An 18,440-nucleotide genomic window follows, 5' to 3' on the forward strand; every position below is an offset into this window, starting at 1 on the left:
CGCGCTCATTTCAAGGTTTCGGCTGCGGTCAGACCCGACAGAAACGCCCCATGTGCGGTGCCGGGATATGCATCATGGCAGGCCTCGCCTGCAAAGACGAGCCGCCCGTTCCAGTCTGCGCCGGAAAGCTCGAACCGAACATGGCTTTCAACGCACCATCGGCTCGTGCCATGATCTCCTTGTCGGACAGAGCTTCGATGTGCCTGGCTTCATCGCCGCCATGAAAGGCCAGCAACACAGGAACCTGCTTTATTCTCGCAAGGCTCAGCCATTGCGACCAGTAACCGGGCTGCGGGCCGACCCATTCGATCCAGTCAACGTCATCTGGCCAGGCGATTTCATCAAAGAAAAACCAGACCTTCGATAGAAGGCCCATTCCAATTGCCTCAATGGCCTTTTGCCGGGCAATTGACAGTGGTTCAGCAAAAAGCAGTCCGCCTGCCTTGAGCACGCCAAGCGGAACTGTCACCACCGCATGATCAGCGCTTAGCACCTCGCCCCCGGCAAGCGTTGTTGCGACACCCTCGCCATCAGGAGAGAGCGCTGTTACCGGCGCATTGGTACGTATGTCCAGACCTTTTGCCAGATAGGAGATGATCTGGTCATACCCGCCGGGAAACACTGCATCATTGCCGCCGAAAACATCCCCTTCATCATAATGCCAGGCCGAGGTTTCAGCCCAGCTGCTGCCAAATTCGGTCGTGATCTCGCCATCGATCACATGCCGAACCAGCCGACGTTGTGCCTCGTTTGCAGAAGACCAGCCTCTGCTTGCCTCAATCGCAGCCTGAAGTGACAAATCGTGGTTCTGTCTCTCGGACGTCCTGCGGGCCGACTCCATGATTTTCTCGGCCAGGTCATAAGCTTCATCGAGATCGATGGCCGAGCCGGAGGCATCCAGCGCCATGTCTGCGTCGAAGCTTGTTTCGACATAGTCGGCCCCGGCTTGACGCGCCAATTCGGTTATCGGGTTGCCGTTCAGACCATGTATCCAGCTCGCCCCCATATCCATGGGCAAACCGGTCCATGCACGCGAGGTCCAGACACGCCCGCCAATCCGCTCACGTCCTTCAAGCACTGTCACGCTGGCGCCTGCAGACGCAAGAGCCCGGGCGGCAGCAAGTCCTGCAAGCCCGGCTCCGACAACCACGATCTTCCGCCCGCCGGAGTTGGCATGCACCGGCTGCGCGATCAATGTTGATAGACTGGCCATCAGGGCGGCCAATGTGCTGCGGCGTGTGATCTTCATAATGCCAACCTGTTCGGGCACACCTTCAGATCATGGTGTCAGGCAGATCATGGTGTCAGGATCGCAACAAGCCGGGATCATGAAGCAATACGGGCGCTTCAGTTTCCTAACGCCCGACTGCTCCACATTTGAAGCTTCGTTACCCCAGAACGATGACCTTCGTGCCGACCGGGACCCGGTCATAGAGGTCGATAATGTCCTGATGCCACATGCGGATACAGCCGCTGGACGCGTTCGTGCCGATGCTGCTTGGCGCGTTGGTACTGTGAATGCGGTAGAGCGTGTCCTTGTTGCCCTGCCACAGATAAAGACCGCGTGCGCCGATCGGATTGGACGGACCGCCGGGCTGGCCGTCCTTCCACTTGGCGAGTTTCGGGTCACGCTCGATCATTTCCGCAGGCGGGAACCATTTCGGCCACTCCTGCTTGACCTTGATGACCGCCTCGCCATTCCAGGCAAAGCCGGCGCGACCAACGCCAATGCCATAGCGGATGGCGCGACCACCGGGTTGGATCAGGTAGAGGAACTTCTTCTTCGGATCGACGACAATCGTCCCAGACGGATAGCGCGAGGGATAGAACACGGTCTGACGCAAGTATTTCGGATCGAAATTCTGGTACTTGATGGCTGGCAGTGAGAACCCGCCGTCCCGAACCGGCGCATAGGCGGTTGCATAATCCGGCGTACCGTCTTCAAGCGGTTTCAGTCCCGCCTGCAAAGTCGCTCCGGACTGGCTCTGGCAGGCTGCCAGAAACAGGGGCATTCCCAACAAGAAACCGCGTCGGCTCAGATTTCCGGCCATTCGTACCTTCTCCCCAATGACGACTTTGCGTCGCCCCTCCCGGCTATCTGCCCCAGAGGATCAAAACCAATAAACAATTCCCATTCGGGTTGTCGGCACTAAACACGCCGAATCTGATCGATGGCAACTCATTTTATGGCAAATATTCGCCCAAGTGAGCAGGCAGTTTCACTCTGAGGCGAAAAGAACACACACGCCCCGAACGGGCTCAGGCATAGTCCTTCCGCTTCGACATCTTCCCGATGCCCGGATTGAAGGAGTTGGTCGGATCGCAGCAGCGGTAGTGCTCGGCAAGAGCCGGTTTTGCCGGATAAAGGTGACCGACATTGTGTTCAGCCGGATATTCCGCGCCGCGCTGATCCAGGATCTTCAGCATGTCTGCCTTCAGAGCCTTCGGGTCATTGCCCTTTTTCACGATATAGTCCTGATGCAGGACATGGCACATGAAATGGCCGTAGTAGAGTTTGGAGACGAGCTTGTCCTCGATCTCCTTCGGCAGGCGCTCGTACCATTCCCGATCATTGCGGCGCAAAGCGATATCGAGGGCCAGAATGTCCTCCACCTCGTTTCTGTGGATCGCCATGTAGCGCACGGCGGCCCCGGCTGCCGCAAAGCGGTGAAGACCAGCGATCTTGGCCTCCCGGTCCGTGCATTCAAAGAAGTCACCGTCCCGGCCCTCGAAGTGGGTTTTCAGATAGCTGGACGCTTCCTCGATGCCGCCATCCCGCATCTTCAGGATCAGATGATGCCGGTATCTACCGCGAAAGTCGCGCATGCGTCTGGGCAGGATGTTTGGCGTGATCCGCGAGACCAGCTGCATCACCCGGTCTGTCAGGTTCGACAGACCCGGCACATTGCGCAGATAGGCATCGACAGCCCCTTTCAGCGCAAAGAACATCGGCAGGCGGTCCGTTCCCAGCCAGTCGATCATCATCACCGTGTCCTTGCCATAGCGCTCGGTGATGTCGAACACCTCACGTTCCATGTATTCTGCCGAAACGGGAAGGGTTTCGAAGTTGGCGAGGATATCGCGGCGAAGCTCTGTCAGGTCCGCTTCGCTGTTGGTTCCGATGTAAAAGGTCTTTTGCGCGGCAGGTTTTTTGTAGGTGTCCAGCCGGACTGCAAACACACCGAGTTTGCCCGCACAGCCCGATGCCTCATACAAACGTTTCTTGTCGGCATTGAACCGCGCTGGTGTCTGCGCATCGACATTGCGAACTTCACCGGCATAGTCGGTCGCGGAAGCCTTGCGGTTCGTGTCGGGGGCTGCTCGTTCGAATGTACCCTTTTCCAGATTGGAGAGGATTTCTTCCGGCGTTTCTCCAAGCTCCAGCCCAAGATGATTGACGAGCTTCAGGCTGCCGTCTGCCTGCTTTTGGGCAAAGAGCGCCAGCTCCGTATAAGACGGGCCGCGTTCCACCAGAGAGCCGCCGGAGTTGTTGCAAACACCACCGATGATCGAAGCCCCGATGCAGGACGAGCCGATGACCGAGTGAGGTTCGCGGCCAAGCGGGGCAAGCAACTTTTCGAGCCCGAACAGAGTCGCACCCGGAAAGGCCAGCACCTGCGCTCCGTCATTCAGCGGCACGATCTTGTCCATCCTGCGCGTGTTGATCAGCACGACATCGCGGTCATAGGTTCCCGACGGCGTAGAGCCCTCGGTGAGCCCGGTATTGGCTGCCTGCATGATGACGATCTTGTCTGCTGCAACACAGGCTTCAAGCACCTTCCACTGCTCCAGCAAGGTGCCGGGCTGGATGACACATAACGCCTCCCCCTCACCGGACCTGAAACCGCGGCGAAAGCGCTCCGTGGCGCGGGCGCCGGTCAGGACATGGCCTTTGCCAACAATGTCGCGAAAGCGGTCGATCAGATCGGCATCAGACAGGGGAACCGGGTGTGCGGAGGATGACATGAGGATATCCGGGATCTCTTCCAAAATCGCTGCCTTTTAGCCAATTTGCAGGCCCCTGTACCCGGTAGTACTACCTAATTAGACGAAAAGACCAAGCGTTACCCTCTGTGCATGCTCTATTCGTCGGACACCTGTGCTGTGCTGTTTTTTTCACCGCCAGCACAAATTTTCAAATACCCTATCAAAGGCTGCATTTTCAGTGGTTGCATGAACGCAAGAGATGGATGTGACCATTTCCTGATCAAAAAATTTTTCCAATTGTTCAAAATTTTAGCCGTAACGTGGGCTGACCAACTTGTGAGCACGTTGGAACTGTGATCCTCTTGAAGGTGTAAAAAATCACACTCCAGGGGATTCCAATGGCGCATATCAAACAGGGTTCCTGGCACCGCCGGGCCTTTCTGACGGCGGCCGTGGCCGCGACCACCGCATTTGGACTTTCACTCCAGCCCAGCTTCGCAGCGGACCCTATCAAGGTCGCAGCGATCTACACGGTGCCTGTTGAGCAGCAATGGGTCAGCCGCATCGACAAGGCGCTGAAAGCTGCCGAGGCACGGGGCGAGATCACCTACACGTTCTCCGAAAACGTTGCCAACACCGACTATGAGCGTGTCATGCGCGAATATGCCGAACAGGGCATGAACCTGGTTGTCGGTGAAGCCTTTGCCGTGGAGCGGGCGGCGCGCAAGGTGGCTGCGGAATATCCTGACACCGCATTTTTGATGGGGTCGTCCTTCGGGGCTGCCAAGCCGAACTTCTCTGTCTTCGACAACTGGATCCACGAGCCGAGCTATCTCTCTGGCATGATCGCGGGCAGCACCACCAAGTCCAACGTGATCGGCATGGTTGGCGGCTACGCCATTCCGGAAGTGAACCGCTTGATGCATGCCTTCATGGACGGGGCACGCGAGGTCAATCCGGATGTGAAGTTCCTCGTGACCTTCATCAACTCCTGGTATGACCCGCCCAAGGCCAAGGAATCCGCCTTTGCAATGATCGACAAGGGTGCGGACATTCTCTACGCCGAGCGTTTCGGCGTGTCTGACGCGGCCAAGGAAAAGGGCATTCTGGCCATCGGCAACGTGATCGACACGGCCGGTGACTATCCGGGCACCATCCTGTCTTCCGCCCTGTGGCACATGGAACCGACAATCGACAAGGCAATTGCAGCCGTCAAGGCCGGGAACTTCGAGCCTGCCGATTACGGCCCCTACAGCTTCATGGGCTATGGCGGCGGCAGCTTCGTCGTCGACGAAAGCCTTGCATCCGCTGAAGCTGTTGCTGCGGCCAAGGCCAAGGAGCAGGACATTCTTGGCGGCCTCTTCCGGGTGAACGTGAACGACACGGAACCCAAGTCGACCATGTAACGACTGCAAGAGACCCTGTGATCGGCGGCCTGTGCTGCCGATCCACCTCTCCTGATATTTCCGACATTGCGGAGACCCTGATGGCTTCCGACGCCTCTACTCGTCCTGTTGTCCTGCAACTGACCGGCATTACAAAACGCTTCGGCTCACTCACCGCGAATGAAGACGTCTGCCTCGACCTTCGCCAGGGCGAAATCCTTGCGCTGCTGGGCGAAAACGGTGCCGGTAAGACAACGCTCATGAACATTCTCTTCGGGCACTACGTGGCAGACGAGGGAACGGTTCAAGTTGGAGACGGAAACGGCGGGCTTGTTGCGCTGGAACCCGGCTCTCCCCATGCGGCGCTGGAAGCCGGCATTGGCATGGTGCACCAGCATTTTACGCTGGCCGAGAACCTGTCGGCCTTTGACAACATCATTCTGGGCACCGAGCCCTTGTTCGCCGCCCGTGTTAGCCGCAGGCAAGCCCGCTCAAAGCTTGAGAGCCTGATGGAGCGCTCAGGCCTCACCGTCAATCTCGATATCCGCATATCGAGCCTCTCGGTGGGTGAAAAACAGCGCGTGGAAATCCTGAAGGCGCTTTACCGGGATGCACGCGTTCTGGTGCTCGATGAACCCACGGCAGTTCTGACGCCGCAGGAATCCGATACACTATTCCAGACCTTGAAGAAGCTCTCCGACAGCGGCCTCGGCATCATCTTCATATCGCACAAGCTGGCAGAGGTTTTGGCCTCTTCCCACCGGATTGCCGTGCTGCGTTTGGGCAAAAAGGTCGCCGATCTGCCCACAGGCGGTTGCGACCAGCGCCAGCTTGCCGAACTGATGGTTGGTGCCAAGGTCAGCGAGACAATCCGCCCCCCTCAAGAGCCGGGCGCGCCGTTGTTTGTCCTCAACGGCATTTGGGCAGGCCAGGGCCGTAATGCCATTGAAGGCGTCTCCCTGACGCTCAAGAGCGGCGAAATTCTCGGTATCGCCGGTGTCTCCGGCAACGGCCAGACGATGCTGGCGAAGGTGATTTCCGGTGTGGAACGTCCCGAGCGAGGAACCATCAAACTTGGTTCCGTTGATCTCAGCCATGCCAATGCACGGGTGATGATCGATAACGGCATCGCCCGCATCCCTGAGGACCGGCATCATGATGGCATTGTCGGCACCATGACCGTCTGGGAAAATCTGGCATCAGAAAGCGTTCGAAAGCCGGAGAACCAGCGGTTCGGGCTGCTGCGCTTTGCTGCCATGAAGGAGCGGGCACGAGCGGCGATCAAAGCCTACGACATTCGCTGCCAAAGCGAGGAAAGCCCTGCCCGGCTCCTGTCAGGCGGAAACATTCAAAAGATCGTGCTTGCCCGAACCCTCGACGGCGCACCTCAAGTGGTGCTCGCTGCCCAGCCCTCGCGTGGCCTTGATGTCGGTGCGACAGCCGACGTTCACCGCCGCCTTCTGGAAGCGCGCGCACGCGGCGCGGGTGTCATCCTGATTTCTGAAGACCTTGATGAACTGATGCGACTTTCCGACCGGATTGCGGTGATCCATCGCGGCCATCTGTCGGAAGCTGATCCCACTGAAACCCTCGATCGCAGCACATTGGGCCTTCGCATGGCCGGACACAGCGGGGCAGATGCAGCATGATCCGTTTTGAACCCAGAGAACCGGCCTCCCTTGGTCGCCTTGTCCTGTTGCCGGTTATCGCTGCCGTTGCCGCGCTTCTGCTGGCCGCTATTCCCATGGCCTTTGCGGGCCTCAACGTCTTTTCCGCCTATGGATTGATGATCAAGGGCGCCTTCGGTTCGCCCTTTGCCTTTACCGAGATGCTGACCCGGGCCACGCCGCTCATCCTCACCGGTCTGGCGGCAGCGGTGGCCTTCAAGGCCAAGCTGTGGAACATCGGCGCGGAAGGTCAGCTTTATGCGGGCGCTCTGGCGGCGGTCGCAGTTGGCACCGGCCTTATCGGTGGCCCCGCTTTCATTCAGATCCCGGCTGTGGTCCTTGCCGGGGCGCTGGCGGGTGGTCTTGTCATGCTCGGACCGACCCTTTTGAAGACACGGCTTGGTGTCGATGAAGTGGTAACGACGCTGCTCTTGAATTTTGTCATCATCCTGTTTGTCCAGATGATGCTGGAAGGCCCGATGAAGGATCCGATGGGCATGGGCTGGCCGCAGTCCGAACCCATTACGGATGAAGCTGCGTTGCCAAAGCTCATGGCGCGCATGCGCATCCATGCCGGTCTCATCATTGCGCTGGTGGCCGCACTTGGCGTCTATTTCCTGATGAAACGCACCGTCTGGGGATTTGAAATCCGGGCGGTTGGCGAAAACGCGGCCGCTGCCCGGCACGCAGGTATGCCGGTCACCGCCACCTTCATCCGTGTCGGCCTGCTTTCAGGCGCACTGGCGGGTCTTGCCGGCGTTGGCGAAGTTGCAGGTCTGAAAGGCTATCTCACCGCCGATATTTCTCCCGGGTTTGGCTACACGGGCATCGTCGTTGCCATGCTTGCCGGTCTCTCGCCGATTGGCGTGATCTTCGCAGCGCTTTTCATCGCCAGCATTTTTGTCGGTGCGGATTCCATGTCGCGGGCGACCGGCGTTTCGAACTATCTGGCGGATCTGATCGTGGCCATGGCGCTGTTATGTGTGTTGGTTTCCGGTCTCTTTCTCAGGTTCAAGGTGCGCTTTGTCGGCGTGAAAACAGTGCAGGAGGCCGCCGAATGAGCGACATTCTCGACATCCTCCTGGCAGCCAATTTCTGGGCTGCAGCGCTTCGCATCGCGACCCCGCTCATCTTCGGCGTGATCGGTGCCCTGATCTGCGAACGCGCCGGGGTCTTGAACCTTGGCATTGAGGGCATCTTCACCGCAGGTGCCATGGCGGGCTGGATGGCCGTCTGGCTTGGTGCCGGGCTCTGGGGCGGCGTGATGGTCGCTGCACTTGCCGGAGCCTTTTTCGGGCTCATCCATGCCATCCTGACCGTCCCCCTCGGCCTGTCGCAGCATGTGTCGGGGGTCGGCGTCACCCTCTTTGCGACGTCGCTGAGTTATTTCATCTACCGGACAGCGCTGCCGGAAGTGTCCTCCCCTCCCCGGATCGAGGCGTTTCAGCCGCTGAATATTCCAGGGCTCTCAGATCTTCCGTTCATCGGCACCGTCCTGTTTCAGCAGACCGCGCTGACGATCCTTGCGCTCCTGTTGGTCGGCGTGACCGGCTATGTGCTCTACCGCACGCCCCTCGGCCTTGCGATCCGCGCCGTGGGCGACAATCCGTCTGCGGTCGAATCGCAGGGGCTTTCGGTCTACGGCCTTCGCATTGGCGCAGTTGTTGTCGGCTCGGCCATCATGGCGCTGGGCGGAGCGTTTTTGACCATGTCCGCCTTTGACGCTTTCTTCTTCGGCATGGTCAACGGACGCGGCTGGATCTGCATTGCGCTGACCGTGTTCGCCTCCTGGCGACCGGGCAAGGCGCTGATCGGCGCGCTTCTGTTTGGGGCGTTCGACGCCTTTCAAGTGCGCCTGCAAACGGAAGTTGGCAGTTTCATTCCGGGGCAAGTGTTCCTGATGATGCCGTATATCCTCTCCATCCTCGCGTTGATCATCGTGGCCCGAAAGGCCGACTATCCGCGCGCCATGCTTGTTCCCTATTTCCGCGGCCAGCGATAACCCCGTGAGGCACTCATGAGTTTTGATCTGATCGTCAAGAACGCAAACCTGCCGGATGGGCGCACAGGGATTGATATCGCCTGCCTGAACGGGCGGATCGAGGCTGTGGAGGCCGGGATCACGGCTGAGGCTGGCAAGGTGATTGATGCCGCCGGGCAACTTGTGTCGCCCCCCTTTGTCGACAGCCACTTCCATATGGATGCAACTCTCTCGCTTGGCCTGCCGCGCATGAACAAGAGCGGCACCCTGCTGGAAGGCATCGCGCTGTGGGGTGAGCTGAAGGAGATCCTCACCGTTGAGGCCGTTGTCGAACGGGCGCTGAGATATTGCGATCTGGCCGTTTCACAGGGACTGCTCGCCATCCGCACCCATGTGGATGTCTGTGATGATCGTCTCACGGGCGTGAAGGGCCTTCTGGAAGTGCGCGAGAAGGTGAAGGACTACATTGACCTTCAGTTGGTCGCCTTTCCGCAGGACGGCCTCTATCGCTCACCCAATGCGGAGAAGAACCTTCTCACCGCGCTCGACATGGGCGTCGATATTGTCGGCGGGATTCCGCATTTCGAGCGCAGCATGGAAGACGGGGCACGCTCTGTCAAAAGACTGTGCGAGATTGCTGCCGAACGCGGCCTGATGGTCGACATGCATTGCGATGAGACCGACGATCCAATGTCCCGGCATATCGAGACGCTGGCCTATGAAACACAACGCCTTGGACTGCATGGCCGTGTGGCTGGCTCGCATCTCACTTCCATGCACTCCATGGACAATTATTATGTCTCCAAGCTCCTGCCACTGATTGCCGAAGCCGAGGTGCATGCGATTGCCAACCCCTTGATCAACATCACCTTGCAGGGGCGGCACGACACTTACCCCAAGCGCCGGGGACAGACACGGGTTCCTGAACTCAGATCCTATGGGGTCAACGTTGCCTTCGGCCATGACTGCGTGATGGACCCTTGGTACTCGATGGGCTCCGGCGACATGCTGGAGGTCGCCAGCATGGGGCTGCATGTGGCGCAAATGACCAGCCGCGATGACATCCGCTATTGTTTCGAGTGCGTGACTTCGCATCCGGCAAAAGCCATGAGGCTGGACGGATACGGGGTGAAAAAGGGCGGCAAGGCGGACTTCGTTCTGCTGCAGGCCCGCGACAGCATCGAGGCCATCCGCCTGAAGGCAACACGGCTTAGCGTTGTGAAAGGCGGCAAGGTGATCTCGGAAATCGCCCCTCGCAAGGCAAGGCTCTCCCTCACCGGTCGGCCAGAAATGGTCGATCCGGCGAGCTATGCCCCAAACGAGGGATAAGAAGCGTCACTCAGCCTGAGGGAGCGCTGCTTCAACGGTTTTGGCAACGGCCAGAAGCTTCTGGTCCGAACCACCCTTGGCGACCAGCATCACGCTGAGCGTGTGGCCATCGTTCTTGTAGGGCATGGCAATCGAACAGGCGTCGGTCACGTTTGCGAGCGAAGGATTGCGCAGGGCCAGAAGGTTGAGGCGGTTGAAATCCGCATCGTCCGTCACCGCCTCCAGTCTTGGTGGCAGGATCGGCGTTGTGGGCAGGATCAGGAGATCATCCCCCAGCTCCTCACGGAATGCTGCAATCAATTTCTGGCGACGATTGATCGTCTGGCGATATTCGACGGCCGAGATTTCATTTGCTCGCGCCATTCTGGAATGGACACGGCGATCCATCTGGTCGGCTGCGGTCTGAAAGAGGGCCTCATAATGCGCCCGTGATTCTACGGATGTCATGTGCCAGGGCGGCACCTGCTCATAGAGCGAAATGCACTCAAGATCGCGCTCCACGATCTCAAAGCCGACATCGCGCAGCTGAACCAGCAGATCCTCAAAGCCATCGGCGATGACCTCATCCATCTCGGAGAAGCCGAAATTGCGCGGGACAACAAGACGGGCCTTGGCAGGTTCTGAAGGTACGACAGGTTGACCTGCCATCATCTGCCAGACGAGTTCACACTCGGCAACAGTCCTCGCCATCGGACCGAAACTGTCCAGACTGTCGGACAAGGGCTTGCCGCCTTCCCTCGAAACCGAGGCTTGCGTTGGCTTGAACCCGGTAATCCCGCAAAAGGCCGCCGGAATGCGCAAGGATCCGCCGGTGTCGCTGCCAATGGCGATATCGACAAGCCCCTGAGCTACGGACGCTGCTCCGCCACTTGTCGATCCGCCGGGCACGCATCCAGGATAGGTCGGATTGTGCGGCGTCCCGTAATGGGGATTGAGGCCGAGGCCAGAATAGGCAAATTCAGACATGTTGGTGATGCCAACAAAAACGCCTCCGGCATCATCCAAACGGGCAATGGCAGGCGCATCCGCACTGGCCGGTGCTTCGTTCTGCAGCACCTTGGCCGCGGCTGTCGTCGTTTCCCCCTTCACGTCAAACAACGCCTTCACGCTGATCAGGGCGCCAGACAAGGGTGAGGCCTTGGCAGCTGCTGCCTTGGCTTGCGTGCGGGCACGATCCGGCAGGGCTTTCGTGAAGACCGCAGACGCGGTTGCTTCTGCCTCCAGACGGGCAAGGCTCGCCTCAAGGCGAGTTTCGCTGTTCTGGCCTGACCATGGGAAGCGGGGAGCGTGCGACATGCTGACCTCGGGAAGAATGCAATATGCGTCAGTTCTGCCAAGTGCCTTTCGGTTTTGCAAGCCGCGTTCCCGCCGCCCCCGGAGCCTCTCGCAACCCTTTGTCCTGACCGTAACATCGCCTTGAGGTGGTGCGCGTCATTTGCCTGTGTTATGGGCACGGCATGAAGTGAGTGAGGTGAGTCCGTTTTTCCGTTGGCTCGCCATCAGGAATTGGGATTTGAATCCATGCGCGTTGCAATGATTGGCACCGGATATGTCGGCCTTGTTTCAGGAGCCTGCTTTGCCGATTTCGGCCATACTGTCACCTGTATCGACAAGGCAGTCGACAAGATCGACGCTCTCAATGCCGGAGATATCCCGATCTACGAGCCGGGCCTCCAGCAGCTGGTTGCCAAGAACGTTGCCGAAGAACGCCTGTTCTTCACCACAGACCCGACCGAGGCAGTGAAAAACGCCGATGCGGTTTTCATCGCCGTCGGCACACCGACACGGCGCGGTGATGGCCATGCGGACCTCACTTATGTCTATGCGGCTGCCGAGGAAATTGCGGGCCTGATCGAGGGCTTCACGGTCATCGTCAACAAGTCCACCGTTCCGGTCGGCACGGGGGATGAAGTCGAAGCCATCATTGCCCGGACGAACCCGGACGCGAAGTTCGCGGTTGTCTCCAATCCGGAGTTCCTGCGCGAAGGCGCTGCCATCAACGACTTCAAACGCCCGGATCGCGTTGTCGTCGGCACGGACAGCGATGCCGCCGTCAAGGTGATGCGAGAGCTTTACCGCCCGCTTTATCTCAACGAAACGCCGATCATCGTCACCAAGCGCCGCACGTCCGAGCTGATCAAATACGCGGCCAACGCCTTCCTTGCCGTGAAGATCACCTTCATAAATGAAATCGCCGACCTTTGCGAAAAGGTGGGCGCCAATGTGCAGGAAGTCTCGCGCGGGATCGGCCTCGACAACCGGATCGGCGCAAAGTTCCTGCATGCCGGACCGGGCTATGGCGGCTCGTGTTTCCCGAAAGACACGCTGGCGCTTGCCAGGATCGGTGCGGACGCAAATGTCGATCTGGATATCGTCAATTCGGTGATTGAGGTCAACAACCGGCGCAAGGGCCGCATGGCTGACAAGGTGATCGAGTTCCTCGGTGGCGATGTCTCCGGCAAGACGATTGCCCTTCTTGGTCTGGCATTCAAGCCAAACACGGACGACATGCGCGAGGCCCCTTCCATCGAGATCGTTTCAAGGCTGCAGAAGGCTGGTGCCAGGATCCGCGCCTATGATCCGGCAAGCATGAAAGAAGCCGAACAAGTGATGTCGGACGTCCTCTTCTGTGATGGTCCTTACCACGCAATCGAGAACTCCGATGCGGTTGTGATCGTGACCGAATGGGATCAGTTCCGCGCTCTCGACCTTGACCGGATGAAGTCGTCGCTCAAGCAGCCGAACGTCATTGATCTCCGCAATATCTATGAACCGGACTACATGATCGAGCGCGGCTTCAACTACACCAGCATCGGGCGCGCATACTGACGTTTCTGACTTGCGCATATTTACGCAACGTCATCCCTGTTCTTCAAACTTACTATACAAACTTCTCCCCGGCGCAGCTGCTTGCGTTGGGGAATTTTTCAATCATTTGTATACATATCGTCAAACCTCCCCTATTAACCCTTTGTAAACTAATCCTTGGCGTCGACCACCCAGTCCGGTGTATAGAGGTTGCAGGGACGAGTGAGGCTCTGACGAGACCAGTAAATGTCGGACGAGTATTTGACATATGAAAAGAAGACACCTGGCATTTCTGCCAGTGGGCATCTTTTGAAATTGTGGGACTCGTCACCGACCCCCCTCGGCTATCGGGACTTTCAGGTGCAGCGGGCTGGCAGCCTTGGTCGCAGAAGCCAGCGCAGACCTTTCAAGCGGACTTTCGATCTCGTTCTGGCCCTGTTCGGCACGGCACTCTTGATGCCACTGCTGCTGGGCATTGCCATTGCCATCAAGCTGACAAGCAAGGGCCCTGTTCTCTTTCACCAGCATCGCTACGGCCTGTTCGGACGCACCTTCCGGACCTACAAGTTCCGGACAATGTATCTGGATGCCTGCGATGAAAGCGGGCGCCAGCAGACAACGAAGGATGATCCCCGCGTCACCCCCGTTGGACGGTTCCTGAGACGAACGAATTTTGACGAACTGCCGCAGCTCCTGAACGTCATACGAGGCGACATGTCGCTCGTCGGGCCACGCCCGCACGTCCCAGGAATGCTGGCCGCAGGTGTTCCCTATGAGGAATTTGACCAGCGCTACATGGCCCGCCATCGGGTTCTGCCGGGCATTACAGGCCTGGCTCAGGTCAAGGGTTGGCGCGGTGAGACAACAGACCCGCATGCCGCCAAGATGCGTCTCGAATATGACCTGGAGTATATCGAGAACCAGTCCATGCTTCTGGACGTGAAGATACTGGCGAAGACGGTGGTTAGCGAATTTGTTCGCGGCTCTGGATACTGATCCCAACCTCAAAAGATCATCGTGACCAGCGCATTATTTGGCGCTGGCCACCTGGAGCATTTCCAAACGGCGAACCGGTATCCCCTTTGTCGGGAAATAGCCTAATCGGTGAACAGGAGCCCTTGGTTCAGGCCCCGGACCTGTTCAGCAGTCGGGCAAGCCGCAACAAGGCCAGTTCATATCCTTGCGTGCCGAAGCCTGCAATGACGCCTTCTGCACGCGCAGACACGAAAGAATGATGACGGAACGCTTCGCGGGCATGGATGTTGGAGATATGAACCTCCAGAACAATGCCATCAAAGGTGTTCAACGCATCAAAGATCGCAACAGATGTGTGAGAATAGGCTGCAGGGTTGATCACAATGGCCGCAGCTTCATGGCGGGCCTTGTGGATCAGGTCGATGATCTCATGCTCCGCGTTGCTCTGGAAGAATTTGGGCGCCAACCCAAGATCTTTTGAAAGCTTAACGCAACGCTCTTCCACATCAGCCAGCGTTTCCGAACCATAGATTTCGGGTTGCCGCAGGCCAAGCAGGTTCAAATTCGGTCCGTTTATGACAAAAACAGTCTGACTCATGGCCTCTCTACACGCCTTCGCTCATTCTTGAAGCTTCCATCGGCTTCGACTCGTATCGTGAATACGAGCGGCAAACAATAAACACTGAATAATGTGGATTTCAACTTGCGTTCCGCCGCAGGTGAAGGGAAAACTCATTTAGTTAAAATTAACCATAATCCGTGATGTTTCGGCATAGCCAAAACAGTTCGGAAGGATGGCGTGTGGAAATGGTCAAGGTTCGTAAATCACTCACAAGTCTGGACGAATTTCTTGCGGCCATTGAAGGGTACGAGCATCTGGACAGTAACCTGCTGATCCAGTTCCTGATCGACAATTATACCCTGGACCTCGATCTTGTTCCCGAATTCGTATCCGCTCTGGCCGGAATGGCTAGCCAGATGCAGGACACGCGTCATCAGGACACTCTCGCCGCCTGATGTGGCTGGGTCGGTCAATCGGTGAATTGGCAGGTGCCTAGCCTGCCGAGGCTTCCGAATTCTCTTCCTTGCCCTTTTGCCCGGGCGCTCCCTGCCAGATCTTCTGACGGTTGCGGATTTCACGCGGAGCCGGACCAAAATAAGAGCCGGTCTTGATGAAGTCCCGCGGCTGCAGGATCACGCTGGAAACACGCTGATAAAGCGCCTTTGCCGAGATAGGTTTGGACAGAAGCTCGTGAACACCCAGTCGGCGGGCTTCCACGATGCGGCTGCGCTCTGTATGCGCAGTCACCATGATGATCGGGATATAGGCGAACGGATTGTTGGGTGAGCGTATCATGCGCACCATATCCGCGCCGTCCAGAATGGGCATAACCCAGTCGAGGATTAGAATATCGGGATTTGCGCGATCCATGGCCTCAAGACCGGACGCACCATCTTCTGCCTCAACAATCCGGCGTGCGCCGAACCCCTGAAGCATCGTACGAATGATCGTACGCATGTATGCGCTGTCTTCCACCAACAAAAATGTCAGTGAGGCCAAGTCCAAACTCACAAATCCCTCCTTGTTTCGTCTTATTAGTGTCATGAACTTCTAAAAAGAGGGTTAGTGTTTCCACGGTATTTAATTGTAACTTCTACCAAATAACCGTCTTCTTCTTCCCTTTCTAAATAAAACAAAATGACCCACAAAGCGTGCTGTCTCAGCTATTTAATCCGAAAACGTAAAAGAAACAGTAAATCGTCACTACGGTAATTTTACCGAACGAAATTGCCCGCATTTCGGCGAGAAACTCGGAAATAATCACGAAAAGATTGGATTTCTGAAATATGCACTTTTTGATTGAAATCGATATCTAACGTATCATCGCCCAGACGAAAAAGGGGCACTCGACATGCCCCTCACTTCATCTTCAATCATCCGGCAGGTCCCTTTGTCAGAACCCTTGCCTGTCTAGAGATCGTCATCCTGCAGGATACGCCACTTCGCGCCCTCCAGATCATCATACTGACCTGTCTTGAGCGACCAGAGGAAGGCCACGAGACCGAGGAGCCCCAGCAGCAATGCGATCGGGATGAGGTAGAGCAGTACGTCCATGTGCCAAGTTTCCAAACCTGGGCCAATTGCCCGTGAGGTCCTATATAACAGATTTCGAGGTATCACCCCAACGCAATCGCAGGGCATTGGCTGTGACAGCGACCGACGACAGCGACATGGCCACCGCAGCAACAAGCGGCGTCACGAAGCCCGCGACGGCAATCGGCACGGCGATGACATTGTAGATCGCCGAAATCCAGAGGTTCTGTTCAATCGCATTGCGCGCCCGGATCGAAATCCGCAAGGCATCGGCCACAGGTGACAACTTGTTTCCGAGGAAGACGGCATCTGCGGCGGCCTGACTGAGATGCACAGCGGTGACCGGTGACAGCGACACATAGGCACCAGCAAGCGCCGGTGCGTCGTTGAGGCCATCGCCGACCATCAGGACCTTGCGCCCTTCGGCTTTCAGCTCCTCAAGGCGGGCGATCTTGTCGGCAGGCTTGACCCCGGCTGTCCAAGCATCAATTCCAAGCTCGCGCGCGACACTCTCGACCGCGCCGGTCTGGTCGCCGGAGAGGATTTCAATCCCGTAGCCACGCGCCTTCAGATCCGCGACCACATTCTTGGCATCCGGGCGGATTTGCTGGCGCAAGGGCAAGAGGCGCAGATCCTCACCATAGCGGACCCCGAGCAAGGACGCGCCCGGGTGAGCCGCCAGCGCTGTCTCAAGCATCTTGTCATCCGCGCCGCAAAAGGCAGGGCTGCCAAGACGCAGGACCTTGCCATCAACTTCGGCCTCGATCCCTGCCCCACTGACTTCCTGGACCATATCGAATGGCACCATTGCATGGGTGGCCTTCACCATGGCCTGCGACAGCGGATGGCGGCTTGAGAGCGCCAGACGACCGGCGAGAGCCACTGCCGGATCCTTGAGGTCCAACGCCTCGCAGAACTCGGCTTCCGCCGATGTCAGGGTTCCTGTCTTGTCGAACACGATCATGTCCGCATCCGAAAGACGCTCGATGGCATCGCCCGAGTTGAGCAGGATGCCTGCCCGGAACAATTGACCGGAGGCGACCACCTGAACAGCAGGAACAGCAAGGCCAAGCGCGCAGGGACAGGTGATGATGAGAACGGAAATGGCGATGACAAGCGATGGCTGCCAACCAAGGCCCCAAAGTGTCCAGCCAAGGAACGTAAGTGCTGCGGCCGTGTGGACCAGCGGCGCATACATTTGCGCGGCCCGATCAGCCAGCCGGACATAAAGCGACTTTGCCTGAGCAGCGGTCTCCAGCAGACGGTTGACCTCGTCCAGAAGGGTTGCGCCGGTTTCTGCCGAGACCCGAACCTTCAGCGGCCCGTCACCATTGACGGTCCCTGCATAGACCCGTTCACCGGCGGTTACCGGAACAAGTACGCTTTCACCGGTGACAAGGCTCTGGTCGATCTCGGATCGACCATCCTCGACCACGCCATCGACAGGAACGCGCTCGCCCGCGGCGACCAGAACGAGATCGCCGGTGACGATCTTGGACAAGGGCACTTCCCGAACAAGGCCATCATCGCCAATTCGGGCGGCTACTTCCGCCTTCAATGCGGCGATATTCTCCGCAAAGGAACGGGTCTTGCCGCGCATGTTGTGATCAAGGTAGCGCCCGACAAGAAGGAAGAACAGCAGCATCACTGCCGATTCAAAATAGGCATGGCTGTGGTGCTGGATCGTCTGGACCAGCGACAGGATAACCGCCAGAGAAACGCCGATGGTGATCGGCACATCCATGTTCAGGCGGCCAGACCGGATGGCCTTGAACGCGCTATAGGCGAAGGGACGGCCGGCATAGACGACGGTGGGAAGCGCAATGAGCGCAGATACCCAGTGAAACAGATCCCGGGTCTCGGGTGTGATGTCGGTGACATTGCCAGACCAGACCGAAATGGACAGGAGCATGATGTTCATACTGGCAAAGCCGGAAACGGCCATGGCCCGCAGCAACATCTGGCCGGTCTTGTCCTTGCGCTCGCGGGCGCTGGCCGGGTCAAAGGGATGCGCGGTATAACCGAGGCGCGATAATTCGCTGACAATGTCATCGGCGGCCGTTGCAGACTGATCCCAGTCGACTGCAAGCCGGTGCGAGGTCAGATTGACACGGGCCTTGGCGATTCCCGGCAAGCGGGACAGGCCGCGTTCGATCTCACCCATGCAGGCAGCACAGGTAATCCCCTCCACGGCCAGATCCATATGGGCGTTGCCATCCTTGCCGGGAGTGATAAAGGCATCCCAATCGCGCATATGCACGGTCATAACACAC

15 protein-coding genes and 2 pseudogenes are annotated in these 18,440 nt (G+C 58.1%); 8 read left to right on the forward strand and 9 right to left on the reverse strand.

Going from position 1 to position 18,440, the window contains the following annotated elements; genetic code table 11:
• Positions 1 to 5 precede the first annotated feature (5 nt).
• From F0155_RS24115 to dld, 4 genes and pseudogenes are all read right to left on the reverse strand, one after another.
• Positions 6 to 65 (reverse strand): annotated as a pseudogene (locus tag F0155_RS24115) (hypothetical protein); the annotation flags it as partial.
• Between the two features lie 74 nt (positions 66 to 139).
• A pseudogene (locus F0155_RS09605) lies at positions 140 to 1,249 on the reverse strand (flavin monoamine oxidase family protein); the annotation flags it as partial.
• 139 nt (positions 1,250 to 1,388) lie between these two features.
• Entirely contained in the window at positions 1,389 to 2,051 is a 663-nt protein-coding gene (locus F0155_RS09610) for a L,D-transpeptidase (RefSeq protein ID WP_150524294.1), read from the reverse strand.
• 208 nt (positions 2,052 to 2,259) lie between these two features.
• The gene (gene dld / locus F0155_RS09615) at positions 2,260 to 3,966 is read right to left on the reverse strand and encodes a D-lactate dehydrogenase (RefSeq protein ID WP_150524295.1); all 1,707 of its coding nucleotides are present in this window, start codon (positions 3,964 to 3,966) and stop codon (positions 2,260 to 2,262) included.
• A gap of 359 nt (positions 3,967 to 4,325) precedes the next feature.
• Between dld and F0155_RS09620 the strand changes: the two genes are divergently transcribed.
• From F0155_RS09620 to F0155_RS09640, 5 genes are all read left to right on the forward strand, one after another.
• Positions 4,326 to 5,333: a BMP family protein gene (locus F0155_RS09620; protein ID WP_150524296.1), complete on the forward strand. Its 1,008-nt coding sequence runs from the start codon at positions 4,326 to 4,328 to the stop codon at positions 5,331 to 5,333.
• An 80-nt stretch (positions 5,334 to 5,413) separates the two neighbouring features.
• Positions 5,414 to 6,961: an ABC transporter ATP-binding protein gene (locus F0155_RS09625; RefSeq protein WP_150524297.1), complete on the forward strand. Its 1,548-nt coding sequence runs from the start codon at positions 5,414 to 5,416 to the stop codon at positions 6,959 to 6,961.
• Positions 6,958 to 8,040 carry an ABC transporter permease gene (locus F0155_RS09630; RefSeq protein ID WP_150524298.1) on the forward strand — a complete coding sequence of 361 codons (1,083 nt, stop codon included), beginning with the start codon at positions 6,958 to 6,960 and terminating at the stop codon, positions 8,038 to 8,040. The genes F0155_RS09625 and F0155_RS09630 overlap by 4 nt, the downstream gene beginning before the upstream one ends.
• Positions 8,037 to 8,981, forward strand: coding sequence for an ABC transporter permease (locus F0155_RS09635; protein ID WP_150524299.1), 945 nt, complete (start codon positions 8,037 to 8,039; stop codon positions 8,979 to 8,981). The genes F0155_RS09630 and F0155_RS09635 overlap by 4 nt, the downstream gene beginning before the upstream one ends.
• A 15-nt stretch (positions 8,982 to 8,996) precedes the next feature.
• Positions 8,997 to 10,289 carry an amidohydrolase family protein gene (locus tag F0155_RS09640; RefSeq protein WP_150524300.1) on the forward strand — a complete coding sequence of 431 codons (1,293 nt, stop codon included), beginning with the start codon at positions 8,997 to 8,999 and terminating at the stop codon, positions 10,287 to 10,289.
• A gap of 6 nt (positions 10,290 to 10,295) precedes the next feature.
• Here the strand turns inward: F0155_RS09640 and F0155_RS09645 are convergent, their stop codons facing one another.
• On the reverse strand, positions 10,296 to 11,585 hold the full coding sequence (locus F0155_RS09645) for an amidase family protein (protein WP_150524301.1): 1,290 nt from the start codon (positions 11,583 to 11,585) through the stop codon (positions 10,296 to 10,298).
• 225 nt (positions 11,586 to 11,810) lie between these two features.
• On the opposite strand from F0155_RS09645, the gene F0155_RS09650 reads away from it, so the two are divergent.
• Together F0155_RS09650 and F0155_RS09655 are read left to right on the forward strand one after the other, a co-directional pair.
• A complete protein-coding gene (locus tag F0155_RS09650; RefSeq protein WP_150524302.1) occupies positions 11,811 to 13,118 on the forward strand; it encodes a UDP-glucose dehydrogenase family protein in 1,308 nt (435 codons plus the stop codon).
• Between the two features lie 225 nt (positions 13,119 to 13,343).
• Positions 13,344 to 14,093 (forward strand): sugar transferase, encoded by a 750-nt coding sequence (locus tag F0155_RS09655; protein WP_150524303.1) that lies wholly within the window; start codon positions 13,344 to 13,346, stop codon positions 14,091 to 14,093.
• A gap of 127 nt (positions 14,094 to 14,220) precedes the next feature.
• Here the strand turns inward: F0155_RS09655 and aroQ are convergent, their stop codons facing one another.
• Positions 14,221 to 14,670, reverse strand: coding sequence for a type II 3-dehydroquinate dehydratase (gene aroQ, locus F0155_RS09660; RefSeq protein WP_150524304.1), 450 nt, complete (start codon positions 14,668 to 14,670; stop codon positions 14,221 to 14,223).
• A 209-nt stretch (positions 14,671 to 14,879) separates the two neighbouring features.
• On the opposite strand from aroQ, the gene F0155_RS09665 reads away from it, so the two are divergent.
• Positions 14,880 to 15,089, forward strand: a complete 210-nt coding sequence (locus F0155_RS09665; protein ID WP_150524305.1) for a hypothetical protein — start codon at positions 14,880 to 14,882, stop codon at positions 15,087 to 15,089.
• Positions 15,090 to 15,126: 37 nt separating this feature from the next.
• Here the strand turns inward: F0155_RS09665 and F0155_RS09670 are convergent, their stop codons facing one another.
• The 3 genes from F0155_RS09670 to F0155_RS09680 form a co-directional block, all read right to left on the reverse strand.
• Positions 15,127 to 15,678: a response regulator gene (locus F0155_RS09670; RefSeq protein WP_150524306.1), complete on the reverse strand. Its 552-nt coding sequence runs from the start codon at positions 15,676 to 15,678 to the stop codon at positions 15,127 to 15,129.
• 366 nt (positions 15,679 to 16,044) lie between these two features.
• A complete protein-coding gene (ccoS, locus tag F0155_RS09675; protein ID WP_150524307.1) occupies positions 16,045 to 16,188 on the reverse strand; it encodes a cbb3-type cytochrome oxidase assembly protein CcoS in 144 nt (47 codons plus the stop codon).
• A 40-nt stretch (positions 16,189 to 16,228) separates the two neighbouring features.
• Positions 16,229 to 18,433: a heavy metal translocating P-type ATPase gene (locus tag F0155_RS09680; RefSeq protein WP_150524308.1), complete on the reverse strand. Its 2,205-nt coding sequence runs from the start codon at positions 18,431 to 18,433 to the stop codon at positions 16,229 to 16,231.
• Positions 18,434 to 18,440: the final 7 nt, after the last annotated feature.

Origin of the sequence: Roseibium sediminis (genome assembly GCF_008711325.1) — a bacterium.
In the GTDB taxonomy this organism is placed as follows: domain Bacteria; phylum Pseudomonadota; class Alphaproteobacteria; order Rhizobiales; family Stappiaceae; genus Roseibium; species Roseibium sediminis.

Coding starts and splice junctions, on each gene's coding strand:
- F0155_RS09610 (WP_150524294.1), bottom strand. CDS start 2,051: ATGGCCGGAAATCTGAGCCGACGCGGTTTCTTGTTGGGAATGCCCCTG.
- dld (WP_150524295.1), bottom strand. CDS start 3,966: ATGTCATCCTCCGCACACCCGGTTCCCCTGTCTGATGCCGATCTGATC.
- F0155_RS09620 (WP_150524296.1), top strand. CDS start 4,326: ATGGCGCATATCAAACAGGGTTCCTGGCACCGCCGGGCCTTTCTGACG.
- F0155_RS09625 (WP_150524297.1), top strand. CDS start 5,414: ATGGCTTCCGACGCCTCTACTCGTCCTGTTGTCCTGCAACTGACCGGC.
- F0155_RS09630 (WP_150524298.1), top strand. CDS start 6,958: ATGATCCGTTTTGAACCCAGAGAACCGGCCTCCCTTGGTCGCCTTGTC.
- F0155_RS09635 (WP_150524299.1), top strand. CDS start 8,037: ATGAGCGACATTCTCGACATCCTCCTGGCAGCCAATTTCTGGGCTGCA.
- F0155_RS09640 (WP_150524300.1), top strand. CDS start 8,997: ATGAGTTTTGATCTGATCGTCAAGAACGCAAACCTGCCGGATGGGCGC.
- F0155_RS09645 (WP_150524301.1), bottom strand. CDS start 11,585: ATGTCGCACGCTCCCCGCTTCCCATGGTCAGGCCAGAACAGCGAAACT.
- F0155_RS09650 (WP_150524302.1), top strand. CDS start 11,811: ATGCGCGTTGCAATGATTGGCACCGGATATGTCGGCCTTGTTTCAGGA.
- F0155_RS09655 (WP_150524303.1), top strand. CDS start 13,344: ATGTCGGACGAGTATTTGACATATGAAAAGAAGACACCTGGCATTTCT.
- aroQ (WP_150524304.1), bottom strand. CDS start 14,670: ATGAGTCAGACTGTTTTTGTCATAAACGGACCGAATTTGAACCTGCTT.
- F0155_RS09665 (WP_150524305.1), top strand. CDS start 14,880: ATGGTCAAGGTTCGTAAATCACTCACAAGTCTGGACGAATTTCTTGCG.
- F0155_RS09670 (WP_150524306.1), bottom strand. CDS start 15,678: ATGACACTAATAAGACGAAACAAGGAGGGATTTGTGAGTTTGGACTTG.
- ccoS (WP_150524307.1), bottom strand. CDS start 16,188: ATGGACGTACTGCTCTACCTCATCCCGATCGCATTGCTGCTGGGGCTC.
- F0155_RS09680 (WP_150524308.1), bottom strand. CDS start 18,433: ATGACCGTGCATATGCGCGATTGGGATGCCTTTATCACTCCCGGCAAG.